The organism is Dokdonella fugitiva (assembly GCF_014138265.1).
GTDB classification, from domain to species: Bacteria; Pseudomonadota; Gammaproteobacteria; order Xanthomonadales; family Rhodanobacteraceae; genus Dokdonella_A; species Dokdonella_A fugitiva_A.
This window is the reverse complement of record NZ_JACGXL010000002.1, coordinates 744,232-757,635: the sequence shown is the minus strand read 5'-3', so window position 1 is coordinate 757,635 and position 13,404 is coordinate 744,232. Positions and strand designations below refer to the sequence as shown.

Sequence of the window (13,404 nt, the reverse complement as noted above, 5' to 3'; positions counted from 1 at the left end):
GTCCGCCGCGACGCCGATCAGTACGCCTTCACTCGTCGCCATAGCCGAGCGTCTGCACGATGCGCGCGCGGCTGGTTTCCGCCATGCGCCGGCGTGCCTCGGGCGTCGCCGGCACCGGCTCGAGGAAGTGGATCTCCGCGTCCATCGCCGGGTTGCCGAGCACGCGCAGGAAATTGGTGAAGAAACTTTCCTTGCGGCCGAACGGCACGCGCGCGTCCTGGCGGCCGTCGCGACCGTAGCGCAGCGCGACCGGCTGCACCGCGACGTCGGCGTCGAGCGCGGTCTGGAAGATGCGCGCGTGGAACGTGCCGACGCGATCACCGTGGCCGCTGCCGCCTTCCGGGAACACGCCGACCGGTTCGCCTGCGCGCAGGCGTTCGACCACCCGGCCCATGACGACGTTGAGCGAATCGGTATTGCCGCGGCGATGGAAGATCGTGCCCGCGCGCGAGGCGAGCCAGCCGACGAACGGCCAGCCGGCGATCTCGCTCTTGGCGACGAAACTGACCGGTCGCTGGCTGTGCATGAGTTCGATGTCGAGCCACGAGATGTGGTTGGCGACGTACAGCACCGCGCCCGGCAGCGGCTCGCCGAAGCGGCGGATGCGCAGGCCGAAGATGCGCACGAGGCGGCCCGACCACCAGCGGATCATCGCCTTCTCGAACGTCGCGCGGCCGACGCGGATGCGCGCCGCGAGCGGATTGAGCGCGAGCAGCGCGAGCGGCACCGCGATGATCGCGTGCAGCAGCAGCTGCGGCACGCGCCAGGCGTAGCGCCAGGAACGCAGGCGATCGCTCGGCGGTGCGGCGGCGACGGGAGATTCGACGAGTCGGTTCATCGTGGCGTGACGGTATGGGCGCGATAGTAGCGGAGTTTGGTGCGCCGCCGCACGCCGGCGGGCGGGCGACGTTCAGGCGTCCTGCAGCTGCAGGATCGCTTCGGCGAGGTCGTTCAGGTGCTGCTCCCACCAGCGCGGCTCGCCGACCTGCGGGAATCCGCGCGGGAACGCCGGATCGTGCCAGCGCGCAGCGACCCAGCCGCCCCAGTGGATCTGCCGCATGAGGCGCAGCGGCTCGACGAGGTCGAGTTCGCGCGGGTCGAAATCACGGAACTCGGCATAGCCTTCGAGCAGCGCGTCGAGCGCGCGCGGTGACGGCGCGAGCATCCACAGGTCCTGCACTGCCGGCCCCGTGCGCGCATCGTCGAGGTCGACGAAGTGCGGGCCACCGTCGGTCCACAGCACGTTGCCGCCGTGGCAGTCGCCGTGCAGGCGCAGGACCGCCGGCGCGACGCTCGCGAAACGCTGCTCGACGAGGTCGGCGATCGCCGCCGTGCGCGCGCGGTAACGTTCCTCGAGGTTGTCCGGCAGCAGGCCCGAGGCGAGCACCGCGCGTGCGCCTTCGCGCACGAACGTGTCGGCATCGATCGCGCCGCGTGCACGAAAGCGCGCGCGCGCGCCGACCGCGTGCAGGCGCGCGAGCAGGCGCCCCATCCAGGCGAGATGGTCGGCCGATTCGAGTTCGGGCGCGCGGCCACCGCGGCGCGGATACAGCGCGTAGCGGAAGCCGCCGTGCACGAGCAGGGTCGCGCCGTCGATCACCAGCGGCGCGACCACCGGCAGCTCCGCTGCGGCGAGTTCGAGCGCGAACGCGTGCTCCTCGGCGATCGCCGCGTCGCTCCAGCGCGCAGGCCGGTAGAACTTTGCGACGAGCGGCGTGCCGTCCTCGATGCCGACCTGGTAGACGCGGTTCTCGTAGCTCGGCAGCGCGAGCAGGCGGCCGTCGGTCGCGTAACCGGCCGCCTCGATCGCGTCGAGCACGGTGTCGGGCGTGAGCGCGTCGTACGGCGCGGCCGCCGTCATCATCTTCAGAGCGCCTTCGGCGTCGGCCGCGGCACCACCGCGAGCGTGAGGCGCGAGATGCAGACGAGGCGCGCGTGCGCGTCGACGATGCGGATCTCCCACACCTGCGTCGTGCGGCCGACGTGCACCGCGCGGGCCGTGCCGGTGACCTCGCCTTCGGTCGCCGCGCGCACGTGGTTGGCGTTGATGTCGAGCCCGACCGCCATCTCGCTCGACTCGATGCACAGGTTGCCGGCGAGGCTGCCGAGCGATTCGGCGAGCGCGACCGACGCACCGCCGTGGAGCAGGCCGAACGGCTGCTTCGTGCGCGCGTCGACCGGCATCGTGCCTTGCACCCAGTCGTCGCCGATCGCGGTCACGCGCATGCCGAGGTGCTCGACCAGGCAGCCGCGATTCCACGCATTGATGCGTTCGAGGTCGGTCGTCTGCTTCCAGATCGCCATCGCCGTCTCCTGCCGGGGACGACGACTATACCTGCGCGCCTCCGACACCGGCGTACTTCGCCGCGCACGCCTCGAAGCTCATCACCGGCGCGACGACGAGGCCGTCCGCCTGCGGCTTCGCGTCGGCGTCGACGAAGATCATGTTGTAGCGGTTCGCCGCGAGCCGGTATCGCCATGACGCCGCGAGGTCGACCACGCCGACGTCGAACGTGAGCGATCGATCCTCGAGCGCGACCAGCCAGTGCTGGTTGTCGCGCCGGTCGGACATGCTGATGATGTCGCCGCGCGCGAGGCGGCGGTCGATCGACGGCCTGAGAACGACCGCGTCGTCGAGGTCGCGCAGGCGATCGTGCGTGCGCGCACGGAACGCGCCCGACACGACGAGGTGCGCCGACACCATGTGGTTGTGCACGTGCGGGATGATCACGCCGTCGCGGCGCATGCCGAACACGCGCACGAACCAGGCACGGTGCGCGCCGGGCGAGACGAGGTCGGCCGGCAGCAGCGGATCGGCGACGTCGGCGAGGCGCGTCGGATAGCGGAACGCGCGCACGAGGCGGTCGATGTCGAGCCAGGCGACGAGGTCGTCGACGGCGACCGACGTGTTGAGCCGCTCGATGCGCGCCTGCCAGTCGGTGACCGCGAGTTCGCCGCGGGCGACGCGTTCGTTGAGGTCGACGAGTTCGCGCGTCCAGCGCACGAGCGGCTCGGGCCGACCCCGCCCCCATGCGCGCGAGCCCGCGAGCGCGGCGAGCAGCACGGCGCCCGCGGCGGCGCCCTGCAGGAAGCGGCGGCGCGACGCGTCGAACCCGTCCGCACCGGCGTCGGCCGCCGTGTCGATCTGCTCGTCGCCCATCGCGCCTCCGCCGTTTCGCCCGCTGCGAGCATCGCCGCCGACGGATGGCCGAATGCGGGCACGCGGCTGGCTTTTCGCCTGCGCGAGTCGAATTCGGCGACAATCGCCCCATTCCACGATCGCCGATCGCGTGTCCCACACCGTCACCCTGCAAGCCAGCGGCAAGCGCTTCGAGGTCCTGCCCGGCGAGACCGTGCTCGAGGCCGCGCGCCGCGCCGGCCTGGCGCTGCCGTATTCGTGCCTCGCCGGCGTCTGCGGCAGCTGCAAGGCGACCCTCATCGACGGCGCCTGCACCTATCCGCGCAATCCGCCCAGCGCACTGAACGCGGCCGAGCAGATGCGCCACCAGGTGCTGCTGTGCCAGGCCGTGCCGACCAGCGACATCACGATCGCCGCGCGCGAGGTCGCCTCGGTCGCCGACATCCCGCGTCGCCGCTTCCGCGTGCGCGTCGCCGAAAAGACCCTGCTCGGCCACGACGTCGCGCGCCTGCACCTGGCGACCGCGCCGGGCGAGCCGCTGCGCCGGCTGGCCGGACAGTACCTCGACGTGCTGCTCGACGGCGGCCGCAGGCGTGCGTTCTCGATCGCCAACGCGCCCACGCGCGACGACGACGCGATCGAGCTGCATGTGCGCCGCGTCGCCGGCGGCGGCTTCACCAACACGGTGTTCGACGTGTTGCAGCCCGGCGCCACGCTCGACGTCGAGGGGCCGCTCGGCACCTTCGTGCCGCGCGAGGACAGCGAGCGGCCGATGCTGTTCATGGCCGGTGGCACCGGCTTCGCGCCGATCAAGGCGCTGATCGAGCACTTCCTCGCGCTCGGCACGCGGCGACCGATCGCGTTGTACTGGGGCGCGCGCGACATGGCCGACCTGTACCTGCGCGAACTGCCCGAACGCTGGGCGCGCGACGTCGCGGCATTCCGCTTCGTCCCGGTGGTGGGCGACGCCAAGCGCGGCGACGCGACGCGCGGCGGCCTCGTGCACGAGGTGCTGCTCGAGGACGAGCCGGACCTGTCCATGTTCGACGTCTACATGAGCGGGCCGCCGGCGATGATCGACGCCGGCCGCCGCGCGTTCGCCGACGCGGGCCTGCCCGAGGAACGGCTGTACTACGATTCGTTCGACTACGCGCCCGACGTCATCGCACAGATCCTGCGCGGCCGCGCGGGCATCGACGGCCTCTGAGAAACTTGTCCGACACTTCGCGGTCGATGCCGCGACCCGACCCGCGAGAACCTCCATGCATCGCCTGATCCTGCTCCCGCTCGCCCTGCTCGCCCTGTTCGCGAGCGCCCCCGCCGCGGCGATGCGCTGCGGCAACCGCCTCGTCACCGACGGCGCGCAGGACTTCCAGGTGCGCGAGCGCTGCGGCGATCCGTTCTGGACCGACCGCTACACGGACGTCGTGGTGATCGGGCGCGACGGGCCGGTGGAGCGCCAGCGCGAAGTGCAGTACGACGTCTGGTACTACAACTTCGGTCCGCGCCAGCTCATGCGCCGGCTCGTGTTCCGCGACGGCCTGCTCGCGCAGGAGGACACGCTCGGCTACGGCGTCGACCGCATCGGCGAGGATTGCGACCCGAACCGCCTGCTCGGCGGGCTCAGCGCGGGCGAACTCGTCGCGCGCTGCGGCGAACCCGCGTCGCGACGCAGCCGCAACGACACGATCGTGCGTCGGGCCGCGCCGGGCATCGAGCGCTGGCGCGACGAACGCCGCGAGGACTGGGTCTACGATTTCGGCGACCGCCGCTACGTCCGCGTCGTGCGCCTCGTCGACGGTCGCGTCGACGCGGTCGATTCGCTCGCGCGCTGACGCGCAGCGTCCGGAAGCGGTGGGCCTGGGCTCACCCTACGTGAGCGGCAGACGCGGCACGCCGTGTTCGCTGCGTTCCTCGAACGCGATCGGCCGCGTGTCGAGCGGGCCGCGCGCAAGCAGCGGCGCGAGCGCGACGGTCGCCTCGCCGCGCGCGCAGCGCAACGCGTTCGCGTAAGCGGTGTTCGCGCCCGCGAGGTCGTTCTCGCCCTTGCGGCAATCGCCGAGCGCTTCCCACGCGGACACCGACGGCGTCAGCGCGAGCGCGCGCTCGAGCGACTCCTCGGCCTTGCCGTACTGGCCCTGCAACACGTACAGGCGACCGAGCGCGGTCAGCAGCGGCGCGCTGTTCGGCGCGAGCGCGAGCCAGGTTTCGGCCTTGCGCAGGCGCGCGCCGGCCTCGGCGCCACCGAGCTCACCGTAGACGGTCGCGAGCAGGTCGCTCCATTCGCGCCGCTGCGCCGATTCGATTTCGTCCATCGCCGCGAGAACCTGGCCGAGCGCGGCGGAACGGCGCGCGAACGCGGCGACGAGTTCGGCACGGCGCCGCTGCGCGCGCGTCGCGCCGCTCCACGCCGCGTTGAGGTGCGCCGCATCGGGTGCGGCGGCGAGCGCGGCGGCGAGTACGCGCGTCTCGAGCGCGGCCTGGGCGTCGGCGGTCAGCGACTGGCTGCGCGCGAGCGCGGGCAGCGCATCGAGCGCGGCCTGCACGTCGCCCTGCGCGAGCGCGGCCTCGGCGAGCAGGCGCCATCCGCGCAACGACAGTTCCCCCGTCGCGGCCTTCGGCTTGAGCAGCGCGAGCGCATCGGCGTGGCGGCCGCTTTCGACGAGGAAGCGTGCACGCGTCGCGTCGGCGGCGCGCGCGCCGCTCGCACCGACCTCGTCGAGTGCCTGCGACGCGCGCTCCGGCGCACCGCGCTCGTAGGCGGCGCGCGCCGACACGAGCAGCGCCGGCGTACGGAAGGCCGCGTTCTGCGCCGCGCGCGCGAGATCGCGCTCGGCCTGCGCGTATTCGCCTTCGGCGAACGCGGTGAGGCCGGCGGCGAGGCGCTCGCGCCCGCGCCGCTTGACCGAGCGGCCCCAGGCGCGGAACGGCCAGCGCGCGAGGCCCCAGGCGAGCGTGAGCGCGGCCCATGCCAGCAGCAGCAGCGCGATCGCGACGACGAGGCTCGATTCGATCGTCGTGCCGCGCAGGCGCACCTGCACGTAGCCGGGATCGGCCGCGAGCCAGTGCCAGGCGAGCGCCGCGACGAACGCGACGACGAGGAACATCAGTACGGTGCGCCAGAGCCTCATGTGCCTGCCCCGTCCGGCTTCGCCGCGGGCGTGATCGGCACGGCGGTTCCCGGCGGATGCGCGAGCGCGCGCGTCGCACGCAGGTTGCGCAATTCCTTGAGCGCACTGCCGAGTTCGGGCAGCTTCGGCGCGAGCGGTTCGACCGCGAGGCGGTCGATCTCGGCGAGCGCGGCGTGCGTCGCTGCGGCACCGTCGTCGAACGTCGCCGCGATGCCCGCGCGCGCATTCGCGAGCGCGGCCTTGTAGCCGTCGGCATCGCGCACGAGCAGCGCCGCCTCGGCGCCGCGCAGGTCGAGCACGACGAGCGAGCGCGCGAGGCCGGGATCATGCGTCGGCACGCCGCGGCCGTCGTCGTGGCTGATCTTCACGAATTGCTCGATGAAGCCGGACCAGCGCGACGGCGCTGCGGCCGCCTCCGCGGTCGCGGCGCGGCGCGCGGGCAACGCGGCGACCGCCTCGCGCAGGTGCGCGAGTGCGGCGAGCGTCACCGGCGCGTCGGCCGGCCGGCTCGCCTCGAGCGCCTGGCGTTCCGCGCCGATCGTCTGCCGCACCGATGCGAACACCGGATCCTCCGCCGCGGCGAGCGCCGAGTCGGCGAGCCGGTAGGCGGAGATCGCCGCGGGCGCGTCCTGGAACAGCGCGAGTCGTTCCTGCGCCTGCTGCAGCAGGAATTCGGCTTCGTTGAGCGCAAGCGCGTCGCGCCCGCTGAGGCGCTGCTCGGACAGGTTCGCGACCGCATCCTCGAGATGGCGCGAGCGCTCGCCGAGCGCGAGCAGTTCCTCGCGCACGCTCTTGTTCACCTCGTCGGCGTCGGCGACGCGCGCGCGCACGCCGTCGAGATCGCGCTTGCGCTGCTCGACGCTGCGAGAGAGCGCCTCGAGCCGCGCGCCGAGGTCGTCGATCGCGGCGGCCTGCGTCGCCGCGCGACCGTGCTCGAGCACGTACACGCGCCACAGCGCGACGAGCGCGATCACGAGCGCAGCCGCGGCGACGAGCCAGGCGATGCCGCCGCCGCGACGCTCGGTGCGCGGCGGCGTGCGCGGCGCGAGTTCGCTGCTGCCCGCGGGCGAGGTACTTCCGATGTCTTCGCTCATGCCGCCATGCTAGCCGAAAGCGCCAGCGCCGGCAGTGCGGCGCCGTGTCACAAACGATGCCGGGCGAGCGCGTGCGCAGCTGCCGCGAGCAGGTCGCGCGGCGCCGCGGAGGTCGCCGTCACGATCGAGCCGAACCCAGCCGCGCGCGCGGCGCCGGCCAGCCGCGCGCTGCTCACGACGATCGTCTGCGCGCGCAGGCGGGCGAGCAGCGGCGGCGGCAATGCGGCGACGAGGTTCGCGAGCGCTTCGCCGCTCGACAGCAGGGTGATCAGCGGATCGTCCGCGGCGGCGAGCGCGTCGAAATGGCGGCGGGTCAGGCGCGGCGGTTCACGCCGGTAGACGTGGATCGCTTCGACCACCGCACCGCGCGCGCGCAGCGCCGGCGCGATGAGGTCGCGGCCGCCGGGCGCGCCGACGAGGGCGATGCGACGGCCGCGCACCTCGGCGAGCCCCGGCACGGCGAGCAGGCCTTCGCTGTCGCTTCGCTCGGGCGCGGTCGCGGCGATGCCGTGCCGCGCGAGCGCCGCGCGCGTACCGCCGCCGATCGCGAAGACGGGCGCGCGTTTCGGCACGCGCACGCGCGGAGCGTGGCGCAGCGCGAAGCGCACCGCCGCCGGGCTCGTGAAGAGCCAGGCATCGAACGCGGCGCGCGGACGCGGCTGCGCGATCGCGAGCAGCGACAGGCCGGGCAGGGGGAACGCGCGTGCACCGAGCCGCCGAGCGCTGCGCAGCAGCGAGGCGCCGCCGGGGCGCGTCACGATGACGCTCGCGCCCGCGAGCGCGGCGTGGCGTGCGTCGGTGCGCGACGGGCGGGCGGGGCTCGGCATGACCCTGATCATACGGCGCCGCTTGAGGCCCGCGCACCGGATACGCACACTGTGCGACTTTGCCGGACACGCCGATGCACGCACCGCCCGCCGCCCTCGCCACCCTGCGCGCCGAGATCGACCGCATCCCGCTCACCCGCGCGATGGGTCTCGCCGTCGAAGGCTTCGACGGCGACGCGCTCACGCTCGCCGCGCCGCTCGCGCCGAACGTGAACGACAAGGGCTGCGCGTTCGGCGGCAGCCTCGCGAGCCTGATGACGCTCGCCGGCTGGGGCCTGCTCGAACTCGCGCTCGAGGCGCGCGCCCTGCACGCGGACATCTACGTCCAGGACAGCAGCATCCGTTACATCGCGCCCGTGTGGCACGACTTCCGCGCGATCGCCGCGGCCGCGCCGGGCGAATCGCTCGACGCGTTCGCCGCGGCGCTCGCCGAGCGCGGCAAGGCGCGACTGCGCGTGCATTGCCGCGTGCCGCTGCCGGACGGCGGCGACGCGGCGACGCTCGACGCGCGCTTCGTCGCGCTCGCCGCACGCTGACGCGGCGCCGCACTCGCTGCGCGATCGGCGCTATACAATCGGCGCATCCGCCGCGGAGGACCCCCATGCATCGCCTGCCGTCCATGCTGTTCACCGCAACCCTCGCCACCGTCGCCGTGCTCGGCGGCTGCGCGACGGACAAGATGCGCTCGAAGACCACGCTGCTCGACGAGACGCTGCGCAGCTACGCGGCGACGATCCGCTGGGGCGAGGTCGCGCAGGCGCTGAACTTCGTCGAGCCGAAGACACTGGCCGAACATCCGCCGACCCAGCTCGAACTCGACCGCTTCCGCCAGGTGCGCGTCACCGGCTACAACGAACAGCCGGTCGTGCCGGTCAGCGAGAACGAGATGCACCAGACCGTGCAGATCGAACTCGTCAACGTGAACACGCAGAGCGCGCGCTCGGTCGTCGACCGCCAGGTATGGAAGTACGACGAGGCAGGCAAGCGCTGGTGGCTGACGACCGGCCTGCCGGACATCTCGCGGCACGACTGAGGCCGCGGCGGGGCGGTCGGCGCTTTCCTCGCCGCACCGCGTGCCGGATAATCGGCGGCTGCACACATCCGTGCTCCCGCCAGCGAAACCGATGTCCGACGTCCTGCACCGCCTGCCCGAGTTCCTCGGCAACCACTTCTACCTCACCCTCGGCTTCGTCGGCGTGTTCGTCGCGCTGCTCGTCACCGAGGCACAGCGCTTCACGCGCGGCTACGCGGCGCTGACCCCGGCCGGGCTGACCCAGCTCATCAACCGCGAGAACGCGCTGCTGATCGACGTGTCGGCGCAGGCCGAGTTCGAGAAGGGGCACATCCCCGGCGCGAAGCACGTCGCGATGAGCGCGCTCGATCCCGAACACAAGGACCTCGCCAAGGCGCGCGACCTGCCGGTCGCGGTCGTCTGCCGCAACGGCCAGACCTCGGCGCAGGCCGCCCAGCGCCTGAAGAAGGCCGGCTTCTCGAAGGTGTTCTGGCTCGAAGGCGGCCTCACCGCGTGGAGCGAGGCGCAGATGCCGCTGGCCAAGGGTCGCGCCTAGGCGGGACACGCCGCGTCCGGATGGTTTTGGCCATCCGGACGTCCGCATCCGGCGCAGGATGCTACCCTGCGTGCCCCACCAGGCACGGAGGTCGGTCATGTCGTACTGCAACGGTACGCCGCGCGGGTTGCGCGGCCTGAAGGCACTGCTCGCGTCGTCGCTGTCCCTGTTCGCCCTCGCCGCCGCGGCCGATCCGCCGACCGTCGGTTCGCCCAACGTCGCCGTCGCCGATCCGGTCGTGCCGCGCCCGCCCGGCACGCCGTGCACGGTGAGCCTCTACCAGGACCAGGCGTTCGCCGATTTCGACGCGAAGCCGTTCACCTACGCGCCGCCGGCGGACTGCCCGGGTCCGTGGCAGAAGGTCGTGCTCGACCTCGACTATTCGGTCACCGCGGGGCGCCAGTTCGACCGCACCGCGACGATCTGGCTCGGCGGCGCGATCCTCTATTTCGGCACGACGCAGGAGCCGTCGGCGACGGTCGCGCCGTCGTGGCACGTCGAGCGCGACCTTACCGACTACGCGCCGCTGTTCTCCGCGGCGCACGCGGGGCGCGCGATCCTCGGCAACTTCGTCGGCAATTCCGGCGGCGTCGATTACACCGGCATCATCCACGGCAACGCGTCGCTGGTGTTCTATCCCACTGTCGCGAGCGTGCCCGACCACCCGCCGCGGCCCGACCTGCTGCTGCCGCTCGCCGGCAGCGCCGACGGAAGCACCGCCGACCTCGCGAGCTCGTCCGACGCGCTCGCGATCACCTTCGACGCGTTGCCGACGAACATCGAGCGCGCCTTCCTCGACGTCTACGCACAGAGCCAGGGGACGGACGAGTTCTGGTACTTCAACCTGCCCGACGACGTGGCCGGCACGTTCGCCGACTACGGCAACACCGCGTTCCGCGAAGGCGAGGTCGCGATCGACGACATCCCGGCGGGCGTCGTGCCGATCTTCCCGTGGATCTTCACCGGCGGCGCCGATCCGCTGCTGTGGCGGCCGATTCCCGGCGTGCAGACGCTCGCGTTCGAACCGTACCGCGTCGACCTCACGCCGTTCGCGGCGACGCTCAGCGACGGCGCGCCGCACACGGTGTCGCTGCGCGTGTTCAACGCGATCGACCACTTCTCGACCGCGGCCAACCTCATGCTCTACCTCGACCACGGCGCGACGCACGTGACCGGCGCGGTGACCACCAACACGCTCACCGCCGATCCGTCGCCGTCGGTGGGCGAAGACGTCGTCGACGACGACGCCGGCAGCCACGGCACGGTCACGGTGACCTCGAACCGAACGTTCACGATCGCCGGCACGCTCGCCACGTCGCACGGCCCGGTGACGACCGAGGTCCGCCAGGCGATCGCGTTCTCGAGCGTGCAGCAACTCGCCACCAACGCCGACTTCTACCCGTACAAGCAGGACACGGTGCAGACGACGACGATCGACTCGACCACCACGCGCACCGACGGCGCCGCGACGAGCGTCGTGCACGAACAACGCAGCTACCCGCTCACGTTCACCTACGAGGACGGGCCGGGCGCCGACGGCAACGAAGTGCTCGCGAGCCACGTCGACCAGGCCCTGCAGCAGCAGGTCGACGTCGGCTACGACGGCTACGTGGCGCGCGGTGCGCAGCGCACGAACCACGTCGTCACGAGCGCACGCCGCCTCTACGACGACGCCGGCAACAACACCGACCTGCAGGCGGACGCGACGCAGAGCTACACCTACCGCGACCCGTTCGGCGCCTGCTGGTCGCGCACGCTCACCGCGAGCCGACGCGGCCTGACCCTGCCGGGCGCGCTCACCGCGGTCGACGACGGCGCCGACTGCAGCGCGTCGACCCTGCCGCTGTCGTGGTTCGACATCTACTACAACTACGCATCGTCGGTGACCGGCGCGACCCTGCAGCTGCTGCCGTGATCCGCACCGCGCGCCCGGCCGTGGCGCCGGGTGCGCGGCCGGCGCGTCCGTGGGATAATCGAAAGCCTTTACCTCCGAATCGAGCACTCCCATGGCAGACAACACCAATGGCGCGGCCGCCCCCGAGCAGAACCAGGCGCAGCTGAACCTGCAGCGCATCTACGTCAAGGACGTCTCGTTCGAGGCACCGGGCGCCCCGCAGATCTTCCAGCAGCAGGGCCAGCCGAACGTCGAGCTGAACCTCGCGCAGCGCGTCGCGCCGATCGGCACCGACGTCTACGAAGTCGTGCTCAGCGTCACTGCGACCTGCCGCGTCGAGGACAAGACCGCCTACCTCGCCGAAGTGCAGCAGGCCGGCATCTTCGGCCTCAGCGGCTTCGACGCGCAGGGCCGCGACGCCGTGCTCGCGACGTACTGCCCGAACGTGCTGTTCCCGTATGCGCGCCAGGTGATCTCCGAGCTCGTGCAGAACGGCGGCTTCCCGCCGTTCTTCCTGCAGCCGATCAACTTCGACGCGCTGTACGCCGAGCAGATGCGCCGCCGCGCCGAATCCGGCGCCCCGCAGGGCGCGAACGCCTGATCCCGCACGGCCGCGGATGATGGCCGTCCGTTCCATGCCGCATGCCGCGCCCGGCCGACGCCGGGCCGCGGTCACGCCGCGATGAACACGTTCGCCGTGCTCGGCGCGGGCTCGTGGGGCACCGCGCTCGCGGTGCAGCTCGCGCGCAACGGCGTGCCGACCACGTTGTGGGGACGCACGCCCCAGGCCGTCGTCGACATGGCGACGACGCGCCGCAACGCACGCTACCTCCCCGATCTCGAATTGCCCGACGCGCTGCAGCTGTCCGCCGCGCTCGAACCGTGCGTGCGCGACGCCCGCACCTTGCTGCTCGCGGTGCCGAGCCACGCGTTCGACGACCTGCTGCTCGCGATCGCGCCGTGGGTCGCACCCGGCGTCGGCGTCGCCTGGGCGACGAAGGGCTTCGATCCCGCCTCGGGCCGCTTCCTGCACGAACTCGTCGCCGAGCGCCTGCCCGGCCACGCGGCCGCGGTCGTCACCGGCCCGTCGTTCGCGCGCGAAGTCGCGCTCGGCCTGCCGACCGCGCTCACCGTGCATTCCGCCGATGCCGCGTTCGCGCAGGACGTCGCGCGCGCGTTGCACTCGCCGCGCTTTCGCGCCTACACCGGCAACGACGTGCTCGGCGCCGAGCTCGGCGGCGCGATGAAGAACGTGCTGGCGGTCGCGACCGGCGTCGCCGACGGCATGCAGATGGGGCTCAACGCGCGCGCGGGCCTGATCACGCGCGGCCTCGCCGAGATGCTGCGCCTCGGCGGCGCGCTCGGCACGCGCGCGGAAACGCTCATGGGCCTCGCCGGCCTCGGCGACCTCGTGCTCACCTGCACCGGCGACCTCTCGCGCAACCGCCGCCTCGGCCTCGCGCTCGGCCGCGGCACGCCGCTCGCGCAGGCGATCGCCGAGATCGGCCAGGTCGTCGAGAGCGTGCAGACGGTCGACACCGTGATGAAGCTCGCCGACGCACACGGCGTCGAACTGCCGATCACCGCGCTCGTGCAGAAAGTGCTGCACGAGGAACTCACGCCGGCGGAAGGCATGCGCGCGCTGCTCGCGCGCGAGCAGAAGCCCGAGTATCCGTAGGGCGGGCACGGCCCGCCGTTTTTCGGTGCGATCGGTGGGCCAGGCCCACCTACATTGGCGTGCCGGCGATGCG

15 protein-coding genes are annotated in these 13,404 nt (G+C 72.7%); 8 read left to right on the top strand and 7 right to left on the bottom strand.

The features are described 5' to 3' along the window. Window positions 1-28: 28 nt before the first annotated feature. The 4 genes from FHW12_RS09415 to FHW12_RS09400 all read right to left on the bottom strand — a co-directional run bounded on the left by FHW12_RS09415 (window position 29) and on the right by FHW12_RS09400 (window position 3,160). On the bottom strand, window positions 29-838 hold the full coding sequence (locus tag FHW12_RS09415; RefSeq protein ID WP_182530743.1) for a lysophospholipid acyltransferase family protein: 810 nt from the start codon (window positions 836-838) through the stop codon (window positions 29-31). 72 nt (window positions 839-910) lie between these two features. Further along, a complete protein-coding gene (locus FHW12_RS09410) occupies window positions 911-1,861 on the bottom strand; it encodes a serine/threonine protein kinase (protein WP_182530952.1) in 951 nt (316 codons plus the stop codon). 5 nt (window positions 1,862-1,866) lie between these two features. Beyond that, window positions 1,867-2,304 carry a hotdog fold thioesterase gene (locus tag FHW12_RS09405; RefSeq protein ID WP_182530742.1) on the bottom strand — a complete coding sequence of 146 codons (438 nt, stop codon included), beginning with the start codon at window positions 2,302-2,304 and terminating at the stop codon, window positions 1,867-1,869. Window positions 2,305-2,329: 25 nt separating this feature from the next. Beyond that, window positions 2,330-3,160 carry a hypothetical protein gene (locus FHW12_RS09400; protein WP_182530741.1) on the bottom strand — a complete coding sequence of 277 codons (831 nt, stop codon included), beginning with the start codon at window positions 3,158-3,160 and terminating at the stop codon, window positions 2,330-2,332. 130 nt (window positions 3,161-3,290) lie between these two features. Between FHW12_RS09400 and FHW12_RS09395 the strand changes: the two genes are divergently transcribed. Both FHW12_RS09395 and FHW12_RS09390 read left to right on the top strand, forming a co-directional pair. After that, a complete protein-coding gene (locus tag FHW12_RS09395; protein WP_310735195.1) occupies window positions 3,291-4,346 on the top strand; it encodes a 2Fe-2S iron-sulfur cluster-binding protein in 1,056 nt (351 codons plus the stop codon). Window positions 4,347-4,401: 55 nt separating this feature from the next. Then, window positions 4,402-4,974 (top strand): DUF2845 domain-containing protein, encoded by a 573-nt coding sequence (locus tag FHW12_RS09390; RefSeq protein ID WP_182530739.1) that lies wholly within the window; start codon window positions 4,402-4,404, stop codon window positions 4,972-4,974. A 36-nt stretch (window positions 4,975-5,010) separates the two neighbouring features. Here the strand turns inward: FHW12_RS09390 and FHW12_RS09385 are convergent, their stop codons facing one another. Genes FHW12_RS09385 through FHW12_RS09375 form a run of 3 tightly spaced genes read right to left on the bottom strand, consistent with a single transcriptional unit; the run spans window position 5,011 to window position 8,191 of the window. After that, entirely contained in the window at window positions 5,011-6,270 is a 1,260-nt protein-coding gene (locus tag FHW12_RS09385; protein WP_182530738.1) for a heme biosynthesis protein HemY, read from the bottom strand. Beyond that, on the bottom strand, window positions 6,267-7,364 hold the full coding sequence (locus FHW12_RS09380; RefSeq protein WP_182530737.1) for a uroporphyrinogen-III C-methyltransferase: 1,098 nt from the start codon (window positions 7,362-7,364) through the stop codon (window positions 6,267-6,269). The genes FHW12_RS09385 and FHW12_RS09380 overlap by 4 nt, the downstream gene beginning before the upstream one ends. 47 nt (window positions 7,365-7,411) lie before the next feature. Next, on the bottom strand, window positions 7,412-8,191 hold the full coding sequence (locus FHW12_RS09375) for a uroporphyrinogen-III synthase (protein ID WP_182530736.1): 780 nt from the start codon (window positions 8,189-8,191) through the stop codon (window positions 7,412-7,414). A gap of 74 nt (window positions 8,192-8,265) precedes the next feature. Here FHW12_RS09375 and FHW12_RS09370 point away from each other — a divergent pair, with 74 nt between their 5' ends. The 6 genes from FHW12_RS09370 (at window position 8,266) to FHW12_RS09345 (ending at window position 13,331) form a co-directional block, all read left to right on the top strand. Then, entirely contained in the window at window positions 8,266-8,727 is a 462-nt protein-coding gene (locus tag FHW12_RS09370) for a YiiD C-terminal domain-containing protein (RefSeq protein ID WP_182530735.1), read from the top strand. Window positions 8,728-8,792: 65 nt separating this feature from the next. Continuing rightward, the gene (locus FHW12_RS09365; RefSeq protein WP_182530734.1) at window positions 8,793-9,224 is read left to right on the top strand and encodes a hypothetical protein; all 432 of its coding nucleotides are present in this window, start codon (window positions 8,793-8,795) and stop codon (window positions 9,222-9,224) included. Window positions 9,225-9,315: 91 nt separating this feature from the next. Then, window positions 9,316-9,759, top strand: coding sequence for a rhodanese-like domain-containing protein (locus tag FHW12_RS09360; protein WP_182530733.1), 444 nt, complete (start codon window positions 9,316-9,318; stop codon window positions 9,757-9,759). Between the two features lie 97 nt (window positions 9,760-9,856). Then, window positions 9,857-11,674: a peptide-N4-asparagine amidase gene (locus tag FHW12_RS09355; protein ID WP_182530732.1), complete on the top strand. Its 1,818-nt coding sequence runs from the start codon at window positions 9,857-9,859 to the stop codon at window positions 11,672-11,674. 91 nt (window positions 11,675-11,765) lie between these two features. Further along, window positions 11,766-12,254: a protein-export chaperone SecB gene (gene secB / locus FHW12_RS09350; RefSeq protein WP_182530731.1), complete on the top strand. Its 489-nt coding sequence runs from the start codon at window positions 11,766-11,768 to the stop codon at window positions 12,252-12,254. Between the two features lie 81 nt (window positions 12,255-12,335). Next, a complete protein-coding gene (locus FHW12_RS09345) occupies window positions 12,336-13,331 on the top strand; it encodes an NAD(P)H-dependent glycerol-3-phosphate dehydrogenase (RefSeq protein WP_182530730.1) in 996 nt (331 codons plus the stop codon). The last annotated feature ends 73 nt before the right edge of the window (window positions 13,332-13,404 follow it).